The organism is Paenibacillus sp. PastF-3 (genome assembly GCF_029893135.1).
GTDB lineage: Bacteria > Bacillota > Bacilli > Paenibacillales > Paenibacillaceae > Paenibacillus_AQ > Paenibacillus_AQ nitricinens.
In genome coordinates this window covers 138,899-158,561 of sequence record NZ_JARXWM010000010.1, presented here as the reverse complement: position 1 = coordinate 158,561, position 19,663 = coordinate 138,899, and the positions used below count along the sequence as shown (strand labels likewise).

The 19,663-nt window shown below is 46.0% G+C and carries 19 protein-coding genes and 1 riboswitch; of the genes, 14 read left to right on the top strand and 5 right to left on the bottom strand.

Translation table 11 applies throughout. The features are described from left to right. Positions 1-19: 19 nt before the first annotated feature. Complete coding sequence (locus M2444_RS20255; protein ID WP_280787888.1) at positions 20-1,705, bottom strand: CPBP family intramembrane glutamic endopeptidase; 1,686 nt, start codon at positions 1,703-1,705, stop codon at positions 20-22. Between the two features lie 314 nt (positions 1,706-2,019). Continuing rightward, positions 2,020-2,201: riboswitch (cyclic di-AMP (ydaO/yuaA leader) on the top strand. A gap of 133 nt (positions 2,202-2,334) precedes the next feature. Here M2444_RS20255 and M2444_RS20250 point away from each other — a divergent pair. Further along, positions 2,335-3,630 carry a TrkH family potassium uptake protein gene (locus M2444_RS20250; protein WP_094871711.1) on the top strand — a complete coding sequence of 432 codons (1,296 nt, stop codon included), beginning with the start codon at positions 2,335-2,337 and terminating at the stop codon, positions 3,628-3,630. 13 nt (positions 3,631-3,643) lie between these two features. After that, a complete protein-coding gene (locus M2444_RS20245; protein WP_094871653.1) occupies positions 3,644-4,312 on the top strand; it encodes a potassium channel family protein in 669 nt (222 codons plus the stop codon). Positions 4,313-4,383: 71 nt separating this feature from the next. Here M2444_RS20245 and M2444_RS20240 read toward each other — a convergent pair whose 3' ends face one another. Continuing rightward, positions 4,384-5,286, bottom strand: a complete 903-nt coding sequence (locus tag M2444_RS20240; RefSeq protein WP_094871655.1) for a LysR family transcriptional regulator — start codon at positions 5,284-5,286, stop codon at positions 4,384-4,386. A gap of 402 nt (positions 5,287-5,688) precedes the next feature. Between M2444_RS20240 and M2444_RS20235 the strand changes: the two genes are divergently transcribed. The 7 genes from M2444_RS20235 (at position 5,689) to M2444_RS20205 (ending at position 12,428) form a co-directional block, all read left to right on the top strand. Next, positions 5,689-6,354: a succinate dehydrogenase cytochrome b558 subunit gene (locus M2444_RS20235; RefSeq protein ID WP_094871656.1), complete on the top strand. Its 666-nt coding sequence runs from the start codon at positions 5,689-5,691 to the stop codon at positions 6,352-6,354. A gap of 68 nt (positions 6,355-6,422) precedes the next feature. Beyond that, positions 6,423-8,165 carry a succinate dehydrogenase flavoprotein subunit gene (gene sdhA, locus M2444_RS20230; protein WP_094871658.1) on the top strand — a complete coding sequence of 581 codons (1,743 nt, stop codon included), beginning with the start codon at positions 6,423-6,425 and terminating at the stop codon, positions 8,163-8,165. Positions 8,166-8,240: 75 nt separating this feature from the next. After that, complete coding sequence (gene sdhB, locus M2444_RS20225) at positions 8,241-9,005, top strand: succinate dehydrogenase iron-sulfur subunit (RefSeq protein ID WP_042130877.1); 765 nt, start codon at positions 8,241-8,243, stop codon at positions 9,003-9,005. A 187-nt stretch (positions 9,006-9,192) separates the two neighbouring features. Beyond that, positions 9,193-9,984, top strand: a complete 792-nt coding sequence (locus M2444_RS20220) for a DUF3891 family protein (protein WP_094871660.1) — start codon at positions 9,193-9,195, stop codon at positions 9,982-9,984. A gap of 19 nt (positions 9,985-10,003) precedes the next feature. Beyond that, positions 10,004-10,936, top strand: coding sequence for a metallophosphoesterase (locus M2444_RS20215; RefSeq protein ID WP_094876873.1), 933 nt, complete (start codon positions 10,004-10,006; stop codon positions 10,934-10,936). 34 nt (positions 10,937-10,970) lie between these two features. After that, on the top strand, positions 10,971-11,513 hold the full coding sequence (locus M2444_RS20210) for a GNAT family N-acetyltransferase (protein ID WP_280787887.1): 543 nt from the start codon (positions 10,971-10,973) through the stop codon (positions 11,511-11,513). Between the two features lie 174 nt (positions 11,514-11,687). After that, on the top strand, positions 11,688-12,428 hold the full coding sequence (locus tag M2444_RS20205; RefSeq protein ID WP_280787886.1) for an NADPH-dependent oxidoreductase: 741 nt from the start codon (positions 11,688-11,690) through the stop codon (positions 12,426-12,428). A gap of 98 nt (positions 12,429-12,526) precedes the next feature. Here M2444_RS20205 and M2444_RS20200 read toward each other — a convergent pair whose 3' ends face one another. Together M2444_RS20200 and M2444_RS20195 are read right to left on the bottom strand one after the other, a co-directional pair. Beyond that, the gene (locus tag M2444_RS20200; RefSeq protein ID WP_094871666.1) at positions 12,527-13,336 is read right to left on the bottom strand and encodes a histidinol-phosphatase; all 810 of its coding nucleotides are present in this window, start codon (positions 13,334-13,336) and stop codon (positions 12,527-12,529) included. Positions 13,337-13,405: 69 nt separating this feature from the next. Next, complete coding sequence (locus M2444_RS20195; RefSeq protein ID WP_094871667.1) at positions 13,406-14,308, bottom strand: LysR family transcriptional regulator; 903 nt, start codon at positions 14,306-14,308, stop codon at positions 13,406-13,408. Between the two features lie 253 nt (positions 14,309-14,561). Here M2444_RS20195 and M2444_RS20190 point away from each other — a divergent pair, with 253 nt between their 5' ends. The 5 genes from M2444_RS20190 to M2444_RS20170 all read left to right on the top strand — a co-directional run bounded on the left by M2444_RS20190 (position 14,562) and on the right by M2444_RS20170 (position 19,387). Then, on the top strand, positions 14,562-15,017 hold the full coding sequence (locus tag M2444_RS20190; protein ID WP_094876875.1) for a chemotaxis protein CheX: 456 nt from the start codon (positions 14,562-14,564) through the stop codon (positions 15,015-15,017). 28 nt (positions 15,018-15,045) lie between these two features. Continuing rightward, positions 15,046-15,822 carry an SDR family NAD(P)-dependent oxidoreductase gene (locus tag M2444_RS20185; RefSeq protein WP_076300333.1) on the top strand — a complete coding sequence of 259 codons (777 nt, stop codon included), beginning with the start codon at positions 15,046-15,048 and terminating at the stop codon, positions 15,820-15,822. Between the two features lie 97 nt (positions 15,823-15,919). After that, a complete protein-coding gene (locus tag M2444_RS20180; protein WP_094871669.1) occupies positions 15,920-17,422 on the top strand; it encodes a DEAD/DEAH box helicase in 1,503 nt (500 codons plus the stop codon). After that, positions 17,419-18,165, top strand: coding sequence for an ABC transporter ATP-binding protein (locus M2444_RS20175; RefSeq protein ID WP_094871670.1), 747 nt, complete (start codon positions 17,419-17,421; stop codon positions 18,163-18,165). Before M2444_RS20180 ends, M2444_RS20175 begins: the two co-directional genes overlap by 4 nt. A 1-nt stretch (position 18,166) precedes the next feature. Next, complete coding sequence (locus M2444_RS20170; RefSeq protein ID WP_280787885.1) at positions 18,167-19,387, top strand: ABC transporter permease; 1,221 nt, start codon at positions 18,167-18,169, stop codon at positions 19,385-19,387. Between the two features lie 142 nt (positions 19,388-19,529). On the opposite strand, the gene M2444_RS20165 is transcribed toward M2444_RS20170, so the two are convergent. Further along, the gene (locus M2444_RS20165; RefSeq protein ID WP_218641867.1) at positions 19,530-19,652 is read right to left on the bottom strand and encodes a YjcZ family sporulation protein; all 123 of its coding nucleotides are present in this window, start codon (positions 19,650-19,652) and stop codon (positions 19,530-19,532) included. Positions 19,653-19,663: the final 11 nt, after the last annotated feature.

Genomic DNA, 19,663 nt, shown 5'->3' with positions numbered 1-19,663 from the left:
GTGTCTCACCGTTACTTCTTTAACCTACAGATGTAGGTTCAACCGGCTTAGGTTCTGATTTTTGCGGCGGGTTAAACCGATAGACGATGTAGGCCACTATGAACGGCATGATAATCGCGAAGATACCAGCCCCTACATTCACGCTTTCCTTCATAAAGATCAGCGTAGCGCCCATCAGAATGCTGTCAAACACGACGTGACTGAACATGACGGCAATAAAGCCGTAACGAAGGAAAATATAGCTAAAGAGCAAACCGATCACGGTCAGCTCAATGGGACGGGAACTGATGGGATAGATCGGATACAACGTATGACCAAACGCCCAAACCAGCGTGGTGATCAGGCTAGCAATGAACGTGCTACGGAATACTTTTTTCAACATAGGGATTCCAAAAAAACGATAAATAGCTTCCTCGGATAAACCTGCGAGCCATGCAACGATGGGCAGCAGCCAAGCATATCTCATGTTGTAAGGAGATTGAGTGGCGTCAGTAGTGGACCAGTTCTGCAAGGTAAATGATAATACGATGAACATAAGGGTCTGCACCCCTAGCAGCACGAATGCCCAGACGTATCCAGCCCGGATACTATCCAGCACATATTTTCCATAGCCAGGCTCTTTAGCGCGAGGCCATGGGTTCATCCCCTCTTCTTTTTTCCATAGGCCGTCCCCTCCAACTAAAGAAAAATATAGCAAGGAGGACATTAGGAGGCTATATAAGGCATAAATGATGAACATAATGACGGAAGTTATCTGAGCCTCGAGTCCTTCGCCGGAGGATTCAGGAAGCATATTATAGGTGCTGATCATCATGATTACAAAATAAGCTGAGCTTAGGAATATTCCGCGCTTAAAGGAAGTATGTTCTCTTCTAAGTATGCTGTAGATGAGTGCCAGAATTCCTAAAGCTAAAGTAGGCAGACCGTAGCCGAATAAAGTAAGCTTTTCTGCGAGAGAGGTCTGATCCTTTACATAGGAGGTATGCCAGGCTGGAGCGGTGAATCCTGCTTTAAAGCTGGATACCTGTTCGCCAGTGAAATCGAAATAATAGTGTAGTAAGGATTCGCCAACCTGAACGGAACGATCTGTATACACAAGCCCATAGTTTCCCGTATTTGATTCAATTTGCAATTTGGCGGGATTCACCCCCCGTTCCTGAAGCCAAGGTCGGGCAAGATTTTCTTTTTGGGCTAGAGACAAGTCAGTTCCCTTGTCCTCTTCTTTTGCACTAGTGGATACATTGCTTGGTGACCCTGCAGATGATCCTTCTACTCCTTGTTTGAAGGCGACAATCACGCCAGTATACATATTGAGGTCAACGGTGATTAGCGGCTCTTGTTCCGCTGAAGGACTAAGTGTTACACGGAAAATGTCAAAAGGATATCGTTGATCCAGCTTCTTCTTTGTATAGTCCTCCAAAAGCTTCTCGCGGGACATATAACCATAAAAGGAAGAATCCGTATCATAGAGTACATTCCACTGATCATTTGGTGCTTTGGTGTAGTTTAGCTTTTGTTCTGCAAATGATATCGCTTTGTCGCGGGCTTCCGCCTTGCTGATGACAGTAGTATCTTCCCCCACGGGGCTATTTAGCACTGAGGGAGCAATCTGAAACATAATAAATAGAATAAGACCGATAATGCCCGAGATGATGAGCCTCTTGGAGAGGGCACGTTGCTGTAAGGGCTGGCCGACGGGATTCATGTAACGCCTCCTTGTAAATTGACAATGTTATGTTCCATTATAGTATTAGTGCCATGATAGTTACAAAAATCATCGTACATTCTTTTTATGGGTAATAGAGATATTATAGAATAGGTATCTGAATATATACCATGAATTTAAAGTGATCATTTCTTCATTTTTCATGAAAATCGATGCAATTGCAGGGAAAACACGGAAAAGTGATGAGAAAAGGTACTCCTACTGGTACATCCTCTCCAAACCGCATTTTTCATATGAATCACCATTAATAGTGTCTTTGTGATTTATCGAAATAACATATATAATTTGTATGCAATTGTATATAGCCGAATTTCAGGTGAAAACGGGGGAACCACAGGAAGTAATGAAAAGATGAGTATACACCATAGGCGGTGTCTTTATTCATCAGGGGTGAATTTCGTTCTAGGAACGAATAGGGCAGCCTGCACAGTCCGAATCCGTCAGCTAACCTCGTAGGCTAATTTACTGCAGGAACCAAGGGTAGCATTGGTTTTCCAGTGCTTTTTTTGTTGGAATTCTTTAAATTTAGATAAGAGGGTGACGTAGTGGCTTCACAGTTTCGCAGGGTTTCTGAATCAAAGTTTCTGAAGCTTTCTCCGCCTCAGATTATGGTGCTTGGTTTTGCATCGATCATTCTGATTGGAGCCTTGCTGCTTATGCTTCCCATTTCGAGTACCAGCGGGAATGCTGTGAGTTTTATTGATGCGTTGTTTACTGCAACATCGGCCACCTGTGTGACAGGACTTGTGGTGCTGGACACCGGGACGACATTCACCATTTTTGGGAAAACCGTAATTATGGTGCTTATCCAGGTTGGTGGCTTAGGGTTTATGACAATGGCGACCTTATTTGCCATGATGATGAAACGCAAAATTTCCTTGCGGGACAGACTGATCCTTCAGGAAGCCATGAACCAAGGCTCTATGGAGGGGATTGTTCGACTGATCCGTAGAGTACTTATTTATTCTTTGGTCATCGAAGGCTGTGCAGCGGTGCTTCTGTCCTTACGCTGGGCGTTTGATATGCCACTGGGAAAGGCCATTTATTTTGGAATATTTCATGCGGTGTCTATGTTTAATAATGCTGGATTTGATATTTTCGGGGATTTCCGGAGTTTAACCGATTATGTATATGACCCGCTTGTGAACATCGTGGTGATGTTTCTGATTGTCTCTGGCGGGATTGGTTTTATTGTCATGTCGGATCTGGTGGAGTTTCGTGTCAAACGTAAATTATCTTTGCATAGCAAAGTTGTACTCTCCACCACGGCAGGGCTTATTCTTATCGGCGCTTTGGTTATTTTTATATTCGAATTTACAAATCAGCGCACTCTGGGTAATCTGAATTTTGGCGGCAAAATATTATCGGCATTCTTTCAGTCTGTATCGCCCCGAACCGCTGGCGCCAACACGGTGGATATTGCCGGACTGCGGCAAGCCTCACAGTTCTTTATGGTTATCCTTATGTTTATTGGTGCATCACCGGGCTCAACGGGTGGCGGGGTCAAGACTACGACCTTTACCATTATGATTGGTGCAGTAATCGCGATGCTGCGCGGGCGTGAAGATGTTGTGCTGTTCCGTTACCGATTGGCGCAGGAGCGTATCTATAAAGCGTTGACGTTAACTTTACTGGCTTTACTATTGGTCCTTTCTGTATCAATGTTACTGTCCACAACAGAGGATAGTAATTTCTTAGCAATATTATTTGAGACGACCTCAGCCTTTGCTACGGTGGGACTAAGTATGGGGCTTACACCTGAACTGTCTGTTATCGGCAAGATTCTGATTTGTCTGACGATGTTTGCGGGTCGCCTAGGTCCATTAACATTAGTGTATGCGCTAGGACCAAAACAGGGTAAACCATTGTATAAGCACCCAGAAGGTAAAATAATTATTGGATAGGAGTTAATCCGAAATGAAAGCACAGCAATTTGTAGTAATCGGCTTAGGCCGCTTCGGTTCAAGTCTTGCGCTTGAACTGATGGAAATGGGCTACGAGGTGCTCGGCATCGATCACCAAGAGGAGCGCGTGGAGGATATGAGCGATCATCTGACGCATGCGGTAGTGGCTGATGCTACAGATGAAGGAATTATGCGCTCGCTTGGCGTACGGAACTTTGACTGTGGGATTGTTGCGATTGGTGACAATATGGAACGAAGCATTCTGGCGGCGATATTGTTAAAAGAGATCGGAGTCAAGCAAGTAGTAGCCAAGGCGATCTCGATCCTTCATGGTCGTGCGTTGTCTAGGCTGGGTGTGGACAGGGTTATTTTTCCAGAGCGGGATATGGGCATTCGTGTAGCGCATCAGCTCGTGACACCCAATTTGCTGGATTATATTGAACTTTCCAAGGATTATAAAATCGTCGAGCTAACCGTTCCGTCTTGCATGAACGGGAAAAGCTTATCAGATTTAAATACAAGAGCAAAATATGGCTGCAGTATTGTTGCCCTGAACCGGGAAAGTGGAATAATAGTGGCTCCAACGGCACATGATCATCTGAGTGAGGGAGACGTTATGGTACTCATTGGTTCTAATGAAAGTATTGATCGATTTGAGGATGAAGTTGTAAACCAGGATTAAATAGATAATTCCTCCGTCCTTTACATAGGACGGAGGGATTTTTTTAATTAAGATTGCACGCAGAGTATGTACTATACCTCTCGTTCCGTCAGAAACATCTCTTCTGTGACCTGCACGAGGCTGCGGGCCGCTGTGCTCAGGCTTCCATCGTCACGGTAAATCAGACAGGTAGTTCGCTGAGTCTGCTCCAGCTCCTTAATATGCAGAGATACCAGCCCACCGCCGTTTAACAGCTGCGGACGCAGATAAGACTTGGGCAGTAAGGCTGCCACATTGACTGTCGGCAGCAGCCGCACGATGGCTTCGAAGGAGTCAATCTCCATACGTACGTCCGGATCAATCCCGCAGCGCTGGAACAGATCGTCTGTTAGACGGCGGTACCAGGTGCCTTTGGAGAAGAGGATCATCGGCAGTCGGGACAGATCATTCATGGTTAGCTTAGAAGCATAATTCAGAGGATGATGCTCAGAGACAACCAGTCGAAGCTGATCCTCAAACAAAGAAATACAGCGCAGTCCAGGCTCTTGAATAGAGGATGCGATCAGACCTATATCTGACTTTCCTTCACTGACAGAGGAGACAATCTCATGCGTTCGGCCGGTGATTAGCTTTAACTCCGAAGTCGGGTATTTCTCCATATATGCGTTAACTAGTGGAGGCAGAGTGGTCTGCAGTGAGGTAAGTGAAGCCCCTAAGGTGACCAGCTTAGGCTCGCCTTCTTTGTATTTAGACAAAGCCTCCAGAAATTTAGAGCGCTGCTGCCGTTGTTCAAGTGCGTAGGAATAAGTAAGACGCCCAACCTCGGTTAACTCCAGGCGCTTGCCGTAACGATTAAATAGCGCGACACCCAGCCGTTCTTCCAGCTTGGAGATTTTACGAGATAAGGCAGGTTGGGACAGATTGAGCTGGCGGGAGGCCCGATTCAAGCTGGAGTGCTCCACAACCGCTGCAAAAACATCTAAATCGTCAAACATATTTAGGTTCCTCTCGTAGTGCAATCTATAAACAGTAGTGACGAAATTCATAGCCATGAAGATAATACTTCTTGCTCCATAAGGAAATAAAAGATTTGTCGGAAAATGTTGTCTTTCTAAATGAGAATTATTATCATATAAAATCTATTCTTATGCGTTTATTGTATAACGTTTAATAATTAGATTGCAATTCCCTTATAAGGGAAAAAGGAGTAACATGAAAAGTGACACAAGATATTCACATTTTGTGAAAAAGAAAACAAAGTCCGGGAACCCAAGGATAGCGGTAAAATATAGACGTTCTGTCATTACATAGTCTACGTTATCCTGTGTCAAATGTAGTTCCGGCGGTGAATACACAATAATGAAAACGCTGTTTTAATCGGAAAGGGGTTACTTTGTATGAAAGGATTTTATTCCAGAAAGATTCATTCCTTGCTAGGCGTTATCCCGCTTGGAGCTTTCTTCATTGAGCACATGATGACGAATTTTGCGGCTGTAGAGGGTGGCGCTTCCGGTTTCACTGACAGCGTGATATGGCTGAATAGCCTGCCGCTTGTCTTCTTCCTGGAATTGTTCGGTATATGGCTTCCTCTGCTGTACCATGGCGTATACGGACTGTATATTGCGTATCAATCCAAGCCGAACTTGAACCGTTTCAACATTGAAAGAAACTGGCGTTATACGCTGCAACGCATTACAGGAATTATTACCTTTATCTTTATAGTCTGGCATTTGTTCCAAACCCGGGTTCAGGTGGCAGTCGGTAGTGTGGAGCATGAAGAATTAGGGGGTCTGATGCATGATATCGTGACTCAACCACTGATGTTGACACTGTACATTATCGGTATCGTTGCAGCATGCTTTCACTTCTCCAACGGTATATGGTCTTTCTTGATCAGCTGGGGAATCACGGTAGGACCTCGTTCACAGCGGGTATCCTCTTACCTTTGTCTCGGTATATTTGTTCTTGTAACGTTTATGTTCCTCATTTCGCTAGTCACTTTCCGTGATGCTGAATTTCAAAGTGCAGCTTCCATAGCTCAGTCCATAAAGACTTTCATCTAAGTAATTGCCCTCTCAGGACTACATTCCAGAATCCTTTCTGATATTTTCGATAAAGGGAGTGAACTACCATGGCAACAGCAAATATCATTATTGTGGGCGGCGGTCTGGCCGGCCTGATGGCTACCATCAAGGCAGCGGAGTCCGGTGCACATGTTCATTTATTCTCATTAGTTCCTGTAAAAAGATCACACTCCGTTTGTGCGCAAGGCGGCATCAACGGTGCAGTAAATACGAAAGGGGAGGGCGACTCCCCTTGGGAGCATTTCGACGATACCGTTTATGGCGGTGACTTCCTGGCGAATCAGCCACCAGTCAAGGCGATGTGTGAAGCAGCACCGGGTATCATTCACCTTATGGACCGGATGGGTGTAATGTTTAACCGTACACCTGAAGGGTTACTCGACTTCCGTCGTTTCGGCGGAACGAAACGTCACCGCACTGCATTTGCTGGCGCAACGACAGGCCAACAGCTTTTGTATGCACTGGATGAGCAAGTGCGCCGCTGGGAGTCTGAAGGTCTTGTAACGAAACGTGAGAACTGGGAATTTCTCTCGGCCATCATCGACGACGAAGGTGTATGCCGCGGCATAAGTGCCCAGAATCTCAAGACGATGGAGATTGAGACTTTTCCCGCAGACGCAGTTATTTTGGCTAGCGGCGGTCCGGGCATTATTTTTGGTAAAACAACGAACTCCGTAATTAATACGGGCACAGCCGCAAGTGCGGTGTACCAACAGGGCGTACATTATGCCAACGGAGAATTTATACAGATTCACCCAACGGCTATTCCAGGAGATGACAAGCTCCGCTTAATGTCGGAATCAGCACGTGGTGAAGGCGGCCGTATCTGGACTTATAAAGATGGAAAACCGTGGTATTTTCTTGAAGAGAAATATCCGGCCTATGGTAACTTGGTGCCGCGCGATATTGCTACACGTGAGATTTTTAATGTGTGTGTGGATCAAGGGCTGGGTATTAATGGTGAGAATATGGTGTATTTGGACCTCTCTCACAAGGACCCGAAAGAACTGGACGTAAAGCTTGGCGGGATTATTGAAATTTACGAAAAATTCATGGGAGATGATCCCCGTAAAATACCGATGAAAATCTTCCCGGCTGTGCACTATTCTATGGGCGGTATGTGGGTTGATTACAACCAAATGACAAACATTCCTGGTCTGTTTGCGGCAGGCGAATGTGAATATCAATATCATGGAGCGAATCGCTTAGGCGCTAACTCTCTGGTATCTGCTATTTACGGTGGTATGGTTGCTGGACCAAAGGCTGTTGAATACATTAAAGGTTTGAAGAAATCATCACAAGATATCTCTTCTTCCGTATATGACAGCTTCCACAAAAAGCAGACGGACAAATATGAATCTCTGTTAGCGATGTCAGGTACAGAGAACGCTTATGTGATTCATAAGGAACTGGGCGAATGGATGACCGCCAATATGACGGTTGTACGGCACAATCCGAAGCTGGAAGCGACCATTGGCAAAATCAAAGAGCTTAAAGCACGCTATCGCAATATCAATATGAACGATACGTCACGCTGGAATAACCAAGGAGTGGCATTCACCCGTCAGCTGTGGAACATGCTGGAGCTGTCCGAAGCGATGACACTGGGAGCGCTTATGCGCAATGAGAGCCGCGGCGCTCATTACAAGCCGGAATTCCCGGATCGTAATGATGAGGAATTCTTGAAGACCACGAAAGCTGCCTGGACTGCAGACGGTCCGCAAATCTCTTACGACGAAGTCGATGTCTCACTGATCCCTCCGCGGGTCCGTGATTATTCGAAGGATTAATTTTTCCCAGCAGTGAAACAGCTTGCGAGGCAAGCTTAATGAAATAAAATTAGGCAATTTGAGGAGGGAACCATTATGGCGGAAACTGCTACAGCTCCTAAAAACGTAAAGTTTATCATCACCCGCCAGGACGATCCACAAAGCTCATCTTATGTTGAGGAATTTGAGCTTCCTTATCGTCCGGGTATGAATGTAATCAGTGCTTTGATGGAAATTCAGCGTAATCCTGTGAATGCCAAAGGTGACAGCACCGTTCCGGTATGCTGGGATTCCAACTGTCTAGAAGAAGTATGCGGAGCTTGCTCGATGGTGATCAACGGCAAACCCCGCCAAGCCTGCGCAGCGCTAATAGACAATCTGGAGCAACCTGTACGCATTGAGCCAATGAAGACATTTCCGGTGGTGCGTGACTTAGTGATTGACCGGACTCGGATGTTTAATGCACTGAAACGAGTAAAGGCCTGGATTCCAATCGATGGTACGTATGACCTTGGGCCGGGACCACGGATGCCGGAGAAGAAACGGCAGTGGGCTTATGAATTATCTAAGTGTATGACTTGCGGCGTATGCTTGGAGGCTTGTCCGAATGTCAACGAGAAGACGGATTTCATCGGACCCGCAGCCATCTCTCAAGTACGCCTGTTCAATGCTCATCCTACGGGCGAAATGAATGCTGATGAAAGATTGGACGCATTGATGGAAGATGGCGGTATTGACGGCTGTGGTAACTCACAGAACTGTGTACGCGCTTGTCCAAAAGGGATTCCTCTGACTACCTCCATTGCAGAAATTAATAAGCAGACGACAAAACATATGTTCAAACGCTGGTTAGGTGTGTAATAAGTAGTACCGCCAGATCTTTAATATCGAGCTATCCTCAATGGTGGATTTTTATTCGCTGAGGATAGCTTTTTTGTTTATAATTGGTAGGGAATAGGAAATTGTCTGGATCAGAAGAATGAATAGCATATGCTATAATATCCATTGTTAACGTACGTTAGGTGTGGAACAACAGGGAGGAATAATCGTGATTTGTCGGGAGCATGATGGAGCAATTGTAATGGTTAAACAGCATGATCACGGGAAGTTAGCTGGAGAGCTTGCCATTTGGTTCAAGGAAGAGCATGTGCCAGAAGAAGGACGCCGGGATGAGGTGCTTTGGGCGGTAGCTGAACATGACCGGGGCTGGATTGATCTGGATGAGACGCCCTTTTGGAACGATGCGGAGAGCGCGCCTTACACCTTTATTGATTTTCCTGTGGTACCGAAGCTGACCTTTTATAAGCGAGGACTTGATGAGATCGAAGAGCGAACACCCTATGGAGCGCTTCTGTGCAGCTTGCATTTTGAACGACTCATTAAGATTTCGGGACTGGATAATCCAGAACTGAAATTGTATCAAGCGCATGAAGAGGAACGTAGATCCCGTATTCACCGAGCGCTGGAAGTATCCAAACCGATTGGTGAGGATGAACTGTATTATGATGCTCGTCTTTTAGAATTCTGCGATGATTTATCTTTATATTTGGCTTTAAATGAGCCGGGTAGCCCGAAATCTGAGGAGCATCCATGGTGGCGTGAAGGGTTTTCTGGCAGTGAAGATTTCAGTTTTACGTCAGGTCGTACGATAACCGTGGAGTGGAAAGATAAGTCAACGTTAATTCTGGATCCTTTTCCCTTTAAGAAGACGGTGGAAGTAGCCTTTATGATGAAACGAGTCCCAAAAACAGAAATTGCTAAGAGAGGCATCGCATCCGCATACAGTGATACGCCAGAGGAAGAATGTAGAATTGTACTAACGGCTCTAAACGAAAGCTGAAGGGAAGGAGAAACTCCGTATGAAGATACAATCGTCTGGGGCTTCTCCCAATAAGAAAAATAAAGACACTCACTCTAGCACCTCTGAACGTCGATCTAAGGGCAAGACAACGATGACCCGCCGGCAATTCCTTGTTCGAGGTGCGGCTACTGTAATCGGCGCAGGCTTGCTCACAAGTGGTTACGCTTGGCAAGGGGAGCCCAACTGGATTCAGGTTACTAAGCTGAAATTGTCCTTCAAAGATATTCCCTCTGCTTTTTCAGGCATGAAGGTTGTCCATTTCAGTGATACTCACCTTGGGTTTAATAAGGATGCCCGTGATCTGGCTCGACTTGCAGAGCGTATAGCTAAGGAGGAACCCGATCTTATATGTTTTACAGGTGACATCGTGGACAGCAACCCTGAGGATCTTGTAGATGCCATACCTGTATTGGCAGAGCTGAGTGCTTCTCTAGGAAAATATGCGGTGCTAGGCAACCATGATTTCAAGAATACGAAGCGGATTATCGAGTTGTTTACATCAGCTGGATTCCGGGTGCTAAGGAATGATTCTTATCTTCTAAAAAGAGGCGGAGCAGTTATGGCTGTGACCGGGCTGGATGATCTGCTGCATGGTGAGCCTGACCCTGTGAAGGCACTCAGGGGTGTGCCTGCAGGAACCTTTACCGTTCTGATGATGCATGAACCGGATTATGCTGATATAGCACAGGCTCATTCATTTCACCTGCAGCTATCCGGGCACAGCCATGGGGGACAGATTCGCCTGCCGTTTGTAGGTGCTCCATTCACCCCTTATGGGTCTCAAAAGTACATAAATGGATTGTATTATACAGATACCAAGCGCATGCCAGTGTATGTGAATAGAGGTTTCGGTGAAACAGTCATGCCTTTTCGGTTTCTATGTAGGCCTGAATTAACGGTGCTGACATTGCATCATTCAACGGATGAATAGGCTGATATTTTAGCTGCATGGAGGAGGAGAGAGTATGAGTACTTATGAGGCAGTATCTTTCCAGACGCAACAAGGTATGGCGGTTGATCTTAGGAGGATTCCGCCCGAGGATGCTTGTCATTTACAGCAACTGCTCTCCCATCCAGAAGTGCAGGCTCATATTCAAATACGCACCGGAGCTGGATCAGAACTTGCTCAGGTGGAGAAGCTGGTGAATCGGATGTTATTCGCATTCGATCCTTGCGCGTTACATGCGGGTATCTATTTGAAGGAGCAGCAGAAGTTGATCGGTATTGTTGCTTTGCAGCATTGGAACCGCCGTGAGGGAAAGGCCACTTTAGGATATATGCTAGACCCGGTTTACTGGGGAGGGGGATTGGCAACAGAGGCGGTTGGCTTATTTTTAAATTACAGTGTTCATACGCTTGGGATAACACGGATCGAAGGGCGCTGCCGAGGAGATAATATTAGATCCGAACGTGTGATGCTTAAGAACGGCATGATGCTGGAACGGGTGATGCCCAGAGTAGGCTCCTTGGACGATGTAATGAAAGTATTCACATTGTTACACAAATGAAATAATGCCGTTATGAAACTCTAACAGTGTCCGGTTAAACTAAGTACATGACCCCCTTTTAAAAATATACTGCTTTGGGACCCGATGATTCGGGTCCATTTTTTTTGTCAGGACCTAATCCGATCGTTTATGATTAACAAACAGTCGAATGAATTTAGAAGGAGGCGTAACATCTTGAATGATGTAATACAGACGTTAATGAGTCACCGTTCTTTCCGGCAGTATTCTGATCTACAAGTGGAGCCGGATAAGCTAAAGATAATGATCGAATCCGCCCAAGCAGCGCCCTCATGGGTTCATGGACAGCAGGTCTCCATTATAGCTATCAAAGATCCTGCGCGTAAGCAGCAGCTTTCGGTCTTGTGCGGCAATCAGAAGCATGTAGCAGCAGCCCCTGTCTTTCTGGTGTTCTGCATGGACTTCTATAGAGCGAAATTAGCAAGTAAAGTGGAAGGCAAGTCTTTTGAAGCCGTAAAAGATGTAGATGCTCTGCTCGTTGGAGCTACAGATGTCGGTATCTCAGTGGCTAACGCGATTGCAGCGGCAGAATCCATGGGACTCGGGATCATCCCTATTGGGGGTGTCCGGCGCAATACAGCAGGTGTTATTGATCTGTTGAAGCTGCCGGAGTACGTATTCCCTATCGTCGGGCTCTGTGTCGGATATCCGGACGAAGAGGTCGCACAGAAGCCGCGGCTGCCGCTGGATGCGGTGTTTCATGAGGAACAATACAATCCGGATGTGGAAGGTCTCCTGGAGGCGTATAATCAAACCCACCGTGAATATATGCAGCAGCAGGGATTAACGGTGAGGGATTGGACGAGCACAATTGCTCATTTTTACGATATCAACCCGGAATATGGGGATGCGAAGCGTACTCTGAAGCAGCAAGGGTTTACCTGCGATAACCTATAAATAAACGACAATGCACCAAGCGGAGATTGGTTTAACAGAGGGTAACCCCACCCCTAAACCAATAACGCTTGGTGCATTTGTTCAAATACAAGAAATCTTTACAGTGAAACTTTAATTTTCTCGCGCTGCTTGTAATAAACCCAATGCGTAAAACCTATCGCTTTAAGCTGCTCGGCTACCGCATCTCGGTCTTCTGCGACTCGGGATGGCTTATGCGCATCCGATCCGAAAGTAACCTCAACGCCAAAATGATGTGCGCGCTCCAGTATATCTTCTGATGGATACCAACCGCCAACCAGCTTGGTTCCGCCTGAGGTATTAATTTCGATCGCCACGCCACATTCACTAATGACTTGCAGACAGTCATCAATTGGCTTTGGAGCAGGAATTTCTGAAAAAGCAGGATAATTTCCCTTCATCGCATCAATGTGTCCGAGAATTTGGAACATGCCACTGCGGGCGGAATCAGCAATCAATCGGTAATAATCAGACTTCACACGAATCTGTTCATTCTTGCTAAGCCCTTTCCAGCGACCCTTGTTAAAGATACTGACGCCACCAACACTATGTACCGATCCAATCACATAATCAAAAGGGTAGGCGGATAATGTTTTGCGGTAAAGCTCGGCATGCTCAGGGAAGTAGTCTGATTCAATACCCAGCAGAACGTCGATTACACCTTCGTATTCTTTTTTTAGGGAGAGCACTTCCTGAACATAATTTGAGAATTCGGACTTACCCATAGCAATTAGAGGAAAAGCTTGCTCGGAAGGGCTTCCAAAATAAGGGGTGTGGTCAGAAATGCCTATTACCCCTAACCCTGCTGAAATTCCGGCTTCGATATAATCTCTAATCGTTCCATCGGCATGGCCACAGCGAAAATGATGTGTATGCAGGTCAAATTTCATCAAGATCAACTCCTTTAAACAAGGTTATACAATTAGCTCAGAAGTATCGATTCCACTTTTGGGTGTTTTTTATTCAGACCCAATAAATTGTGTCTCCGGCATACCTTTGAGATCACTAAGAAACTGTCTCATAGCTGAGTTCACGTATTTTCCAGACTTCGTTATGACACCTACAGGATGCGTGACCTCCAATTCAATAATAGGCACAATTTTGAGGGAACCGGCTCGCACCTCAGCGGTTACTGACTGCTTGGAAATAATGGCTGCACCTAAATCGAGCTCTACCATCCGTTTCACTTCCTCGCTGCTGGTCAGTTCCATTATTACCTGTGGCTCTATGCCATGCTTGGAGAATACTTCATCGGCAAATTTACGGCCCACTGTATCCGGTGAGAGCAGAATTAGCGGGGTTTTGCTTAGGGCTTCAATACCTGCAGTCTTAACTTGAGCCAGGGGGTGTCTGGGTGAGACCACCAACTCGAATGTATCATAATAAAGAATGGAAGTAGTCATACTCGGACTACGTCCGATCAAATAGCCAATGCCGACATCGACAATGCCATTCTCGACATGTTGATAAATTTGAGACGAGGACATAGAGGAAATAGATGTTTTGATATGAGGGAACTGGTCTTTAAAATAGGATAAAATACGCGGTAAAATTTGAATGGCGATAGAGGTAGTAGTGCCGAGAATAATATGTCCTTGGGGATTATCTTCAAGATCCGCAAGTCTCTGTTTAAGCTCCTCGACAATCGACACAATTTGTTCCGCATGCTCCAGAAATACAGTCCCTCGATCGGTTAACGTAACAGGCTGGTTCCGGTCAACCAGCTGTGTTTTGAACTCTTCTTCAAGGCTCTTGATTTGTGCTGAAACCGCCGGTTGGGTCAAGTTAAGCAGTTCTCCGGCCTTGCGAAAGCTCATCGTTTTGGAGATCGTTATTAATGTCTCCAGCTGGCTGATGTTCATGGAATACCTCCTTTGGACAAGCGAATATGAAAGTGATAGGGTGAAATATTACGTTCCATGTTGGCATTTGATTTAAATTATAGGAGATAATACCCGACAGAGCAATGTTGCAACATAAACAAACTTGGGTTCGAATTCGACATGTACATTAATTTTTGCTGAATTGTGCCGATATATAAAGTATAATAAATCCATATTACTTGGGACTTTTGGTATATGACTAAAGCACGATAGAGGAGGAGACTGGACTTTCATGAAAGCAGAAGTAATTAATCCTTTTTTAGAATCTGCACGGACTGTTATAGAACAAGTGATTCAGGTCTCGCCTTCCACTGGGAATTTAGGCATCAAAGAAATTGAACTGATCGATAATCATATATGGATTCAAGTGGGAATGACAGGCCAGCTGAGCGGAAATATTATATTTGGTATCGCAGAGCAGGTAGCCTTGCGAATGGTATCGATTATGATGGGCGGCTATGTGATTACGGAGATGGATGAGATGGGTCAGAGTGCAATTTCAGAGCTAGGCAATATGATCAGTGGAAATGCCAGTACGATTTTATATAATCAGGGGGTTTCAGTGGATATAAGTCCTCCCCAAATTATGAAGCTTGAGAGTATGTCTTTTTTGCCTCGCAAAGCACTTAGTATTCCATTGTTGATGGATGGGGTTGGAGAGATGGATATTCAGGTGATGATCTCTTAGGCAAGAGTTAGGAGCTGAAATACCTTTTATGGTACTTAAAGATAAGGTTGTTGTGATTACAGGAGCATCCAGCGGTATTGGTGCATTAACCGCACAAATGCTTAGTAAGCAAGGTGCGATTCCGATCCTTTTGGCACGTTCTGAAGCGAAGTTGAAAGAAACGGCGGCCGGTATTCCGGGCGTTTTTGGACTGTATACATGCGATGTAACAGATGCCGATGGTGTACAAGAGACCTTTGCTCAAATTTTGGCGACTTACGGCAGAATTGATATTTTGCTAAATAATGCAGGGTACGGTAAATTCGCCGCTTTTACAGAGATGGAGCCTCATGAGTTTGATGATATGATGGATGTTAACTATATGGGGATTGTTCGTTGTACAAAGGCTGTTGTTCCACATATGTTAGAGCGGGGAAGTGGCCAGATCGTAAATGTTGCTTCTATGGCAGGGAAGATCGGTACAGCCAAATCGGTAGCCTATACAGCCACCAAGCATGCTGTTCTCGGATTCACGAATGCACTCCGTCAGGAGCTGCGGAAGAGCGGCATTATCGTTTCGGCTGTCAACCCGGGCCCCATTGCCACTGATTTCTTCAAAACGGCTGACCCTTCCGGCAATTATGAAAAGAGTGTAGCTCGGATGATGATGACACCAGAACATGTCTCTTCCAAGATCGTAAAGGTCATGGAAACTGGCAAAGAAGAGATTGATCTACCGGGTTTAGCAGGGTTTGGTATTCGGCTTTACGGTCTGTTTCCTCGTCTGGCGGACAAGCTTACTTATAATGCGATGAACAGAAAATAGAGCCTGCCGTCAGCATTATGGGCCTTCCATTTGGTGGAGAGGCCTTTTTGGCATATAATGAAGATATTATCTCAAGCGAAAAGGATGAATTACACTTATGAATAAAGCTTCTTTTGCGGCTATCGGCATTCAGGAAGACCTAGTTGCCCGATTGTCGGAATTCGGTATTAACGCCCCATCCCCGGTACAAGAGCAGACGATTCCACTTCTGCTGGAGGGAAGAGATGTTATTGCTGCTTCCCAGACTGGAACGGGTAAGACCTTGGCCTATCTGTTGCCTCTGCTTCAAACGATCAACCCGGAGCAGAAGGTGGTCCAAAAGCTGGTGCTCGCCCCTACACAGGAGCTGGCGATGCAAATCTTACGTGAGGCGGAACGGTATGGCGAACACCGTGGGATTCGAGTAATGGGTCTTATTGGCGGAGCAGCCATCAAACGGCAGATTGACAAACTGCGTGAGCATCCACAGCTTGTTGTGGGAACCCCTGGCCGGATTCGCGAATTGATTGGTCTTCGCAAGTTAAAGATGCATGAAGTCAGCACGATTGTTCTAGATGAAGCGGACCAAATGTTCCAGCTAAGCGGGGCCGGAGAGGTAACGAAAATTGTTAGCAGCGCACTGCGTTCACGCCAGCTCGTTATGCTGTCTGCAACCATTGGGCCGGAGACGAAAGCCTTGGCAAATCGTGAAATGAAGAACCCGGCAGAGGTTGGAATTGCTCCAGGTGTAATGACGGCAGAGAGTTTAGAGCATCATTATGTTGTCACTGAAGAACGCAATAAAATAGACATGCTACGCCGGGTCATCCGTCATTACAATCCAGATAAAGCGATTGTGTTCGTGAATGCTACAGATGATATTGCAGAGGTAGAGGCTAAGCTGAACCATCTTGGACTAACTGCGGCGGCACTTTACGGTGATGCTGATAAAGTAACGCGCAGTAATGTATTGTCACGTTTCCGTGAGGGAAAATTCCGTGTGCTTGTTGCCAGTGATGTAGCTGCCAGAGGACTGGATATTGAGAATTTGTCACTGGTAGTTAGCTTCGATCCTGCCTTTGATTCCGAGCATTATGTACACCGTGCGGGTCGTACGGGCCGGATGGGAAAACGCGGATTATCCGTAACGATTGTGACAGAGCAGCAGACCTTTATTATGCGTAAATTTGCGCGTGAACTGGATATTTCCCTTGAAGAGCGGGAAATGGTCGGTGGCAAGGTGCTAGCAGCAGATGAAGCGCGCAATGCTTTGAATAGTGGACGGGGACGAAATGAGAACAGCGGACAACGCCGCGATGCTTCTTCTCCGCATATCAGTAAGCCACAGGCGCGAACATCTGGGAATGCAGGAACCCAGCCGTCTACAACCAGCACAGAGCGGCAACCTGTTAAAAGACTGGCTACGATCCAGACAAGTGAGGCAAGCGTAGAACCGCAGCGCGATTCTCAGCGCAGTGTGAATCCTTCTACAGGCGCGCGTGGAGGTGCGACTCCTGCACGAAGCAAACGCAGCAGCAATGCGGAACGTGAGAAGAACCGTAAGAATAAAGGAGCACCAAAGTGGTTGAAAGACAAAACTCCGAGAGGTGACGGTCAATGAATAATTCTCCCGTATTGCAAATTACGGGCCTCAGTGGTGGGTACAGCCTGAATAAGCCGGTGCTGCATGATATTGCACTTCAGGTGCAGCCTGGCGAGATGGTTGGTTTAATTGGTTTAAATGGAGCAGGAAAAAGTACGACCATGAAGCATATTCTAGGATTGATGTCGCCCCATAAGGGCGATATCACAGTAAAGGGTAAGACCCGTGCAGAAGATCCCATCGGATATCACAATGCTTTAACTTTTGTGCCTGAATCGCCTCTTTTATATGATGAATTGACGGTACGTGAGCATGTTGAATTTACAGCAAGAGCGTACGGGATTGAACAAAGTGATTACGAAACCCGCACCTCACATCTAGCGAAGCTGTTCCATATGGAAGATAAGATGGACACGTTGTCGACCCATCTATCTAAAGGCATGAAGCAGAAGGTCATGATCATGTGTGCTTTCGTTGCGCGGCCGGCGTTATATGTAATCGATGAGCCTTTTTTAGGGCTAGATCCTTTAGGTATTCGCTCGTTGCTTGATTTCATGATGGACCTGAAAAAATCAGGATCCTCTATTCTGCTCAGCTCTCATATTCTTTCTACCATTGAGAATTATTGCGACCGCTTTATTGTGCTGCATAAAGGTAAGGTGATTGCTCAGGGAACGCTGGAAGAAATTGCGGCAACCACTGGACTACAGGGGCTGACTTTGGAGCAGCTGTTCTATGAGCTGGTTCAGGGAGGGAAATAATATGGATTTGAAAGAGCTGCGGCGCACGCGGCGAGGTCGATTCATGGGAAGCATGCTTCCTTATGTAGGATATATCATTCAAAGCGGCGTAGCTATGGTCTTCCTCTTTGTGTTAATTGTCTTCTCAGCTTGGTATACATCGCTGTTACAGAATGTGCCTGAAGGCATTCCCATTCGTTGGATTATGCTTGCAATACTGCTGCCTGCGGCAGTGCATAGCAGCTTCCGTACTTATTTGCAGACCCCAGATACGATCTTTCTACTGCCTCAAGGCTATCGGATGAAGGAATATTTTGCACCTTCGTGGGTTAGTGGGAACGTATGGAAGATTGTTCGATTGTTATTTGTGCTCATTACTCTTTGGCCGTTGTACATACGTACAGATGACAATCCTAAGCGACTTTTATTTACCATATTGATTTTGATAGCTGTGAAGTTAATTGCGAGTTACGGTTTATGGAAAGAGATAGCTATGCTGTCGCGTCCGATGGCAGGTCTATTTACTTTCTTACGCTGGGCAGTCGGCGGATTAATCATTGCCGCTTGGTTGTGGCAGCCAGTCGGCTCAAGTCTAATCTTTATCGTGTTATTAGCAGCAGCCTATCTTGTCGCACTGTCTGTCCCTGCACGTCACGCTGTACCATGGGAAAGACTAATCGCCATGGAAAAGAATCAAGGTGGACGCGCGCTGATGGTTCTGGGCTGGTTCGTGGATGTACCGGGTCGTGAGCAACGGGTATATGCTCGTCGTTATCTTTCCAAATGGGGCGCAAAGCTCCCTTGGCGTAAGGATACAGCTTACCGCTATCTGCTGACCAAGAGCTTCGCCCGGGGAGACATCTTCGGAATCATTATGCGGATTTCGGTACTGGCTTTGCTGCTGAATGGGTTGAACCATGACAGTTACTTCGGCACCGCCATCTATTTGTTCTTCCTGTTCATTATTGGTGTACAGTTGTCGGCACTCCGCAAATTGCATAGTGAGTCTTTTTGGCTGACAGTGTATCCCTTTCCTGAAGGCAGTAAGGCGGATAACACAACACAATTTGTATTCCGCGCACATCTGGTAGTGGCACTGATTCTTGGTTTACCTTTCTTAGCCTCTATAGGCGACCGTCTACTACCAGTGATTGGTACATTTGTAGCAGGGATTCTGGTATCCTTTCTGTTTAAGGGATACTTGTCCCGCAAAGCGGCACGGATGGTTGACGAGGATTTGTAAGAGATGATTTCAAAATAAAAAAGGCTTTCTCAAAAGTAGAGGATTCTACGGATGAGGAAGCCTTTTTTTTGTGTGGGGAATGAGGTGTAGCATTGGAAAAGGGAAAGAGCTCAAGGCTCTCTCCCGTAACTGTCATCTCTAGTTAGACAAAGAGTGAACGGCTGATGATAACCAGCAGGATAAAGAGAACCAGAATGGCGCCAGTACTTGTGAATCCGCCGCCTCCACAACAACCGTTAAATCCGCCTCTTACTTCTTCGCTCATGTTCATTCCCC

Bases quoted from the DNA above. Each gene is read 5' to 3' on its own strand.
- M2444_RS20255 (WP_280787888.1), bottom strand. From the start codon at position 1,705: ATGAATCCCGTCGGCCAGCCCTTACAGCAACGTGCCCTCTCCAAGAGG.
- M2444_RS20250 (WP_094871711.1), top strand. From the start codon at position 2,335: ATGGTGCTTGGTTTTGCATCGATCATTCTGATTGGAGCCTTGCTGCTT.
- M2444_RS20245 (WP_094871653.1), top strand. From the start codon at position 3,644: ATGAAAGCACAGCAATTTGTAGTAATCGGCTTAGGCCGCTTCGGTTCA.
- M2444_RS20240 (WP_094871655.1), bottom strand. From the start codon at position 5,286: ATGTTTGACGATTTAGATGTTTTTGCAGCGGTTGTGGAGCACTCCAGC.
- M2444_RS20235 (WP_094871656.1), top strand. From the start codon at position 5,689: ATGAAAGGATTTTATTCCAGAAAGATTCATTCCTTGCTAGGCGTTATC.
- sdhA (WP_094871658.1), top strand. From the start codon at position 6,423: ATGGCAACAGCAAATATCATTATTGTGGGCGGCGGTCTGGCCGGCCTG.
- sdhB (WP_042130877.1), top strand. From the start codon at position 8,241: ATGGCGGAAACTGCTACAGCTCCTAAAAACGTAAAGTTTATCATCACC.
- M2444_RS20215 (WP_094876873.1), top strand. From the start codon at position 10,004: ATGAAGATACAATCGTCTGGGGCTTCTCCCAATAAGAAAAATAAAGAC.
- M2444_RS20210 (WP_280787887.1), top strand. From the start codon at position 10,971: ATGAGTACTTATGAGGCAGTATCTTTCCAGACGCAACAAGGTATGGCG.
- M2444_RS20200 (WP_094871666.1), bottom strand. From the start codon at position 13,336: ATGAAATTTGACCTGCATACACATCATTTTCGCTGTGGCCATGCCGAT.
- M2444_RS20195 (WP_094871667.1), bottom strand. From the start codon at position 14,308: ATGAACATCAGCCAGCTGGAGACATTAATAACGATCTCCAAAACGATG.
- M2444_RS20190 (WP_094876875.1), top strand. From the start codon at position 14,562: ATGAAAGCAGAAGTAATTAATCCTTTTTTAGAATCTGCACGGACTGTT.
- M2444_RS20185 (WP_076300333.1), top strand. From the start codon at position 15,046: ATGGTACTTAAAGATAAGGTTGTTGTGATTACAGGAGCATCCAGCGGT.
- M2444_RS20180 (WP_094871669.1), top strand. From the start codon at position 15,920: ATGAATAAAGCTTCTTTTGCGGCTATCGGCATTCAGGAAGACCTAGTT.
- M2444_RS20175 (WP_094871670.1), top strand. From the start codon at position 17,419: ATGAATAATTCTCCCGTATTGCAAATTACGGGCCTCAGTGGTGGGTAC.
- M2444_RS20170 (WP_280787885.1), top strand. From the start codon at position 18,167: ATGGATTTGAAAGAGCTGCGGCGCACGCGGCGAGGTCGATTCATGGGA.
- M2444_RS20165 (WP_218641867.1), bottom strand. From the start codon at position 19,652: ATGAGCGAAGAAGTAAGAGGCGGATTTAACGGTTGTTGTGGAGGCGGC.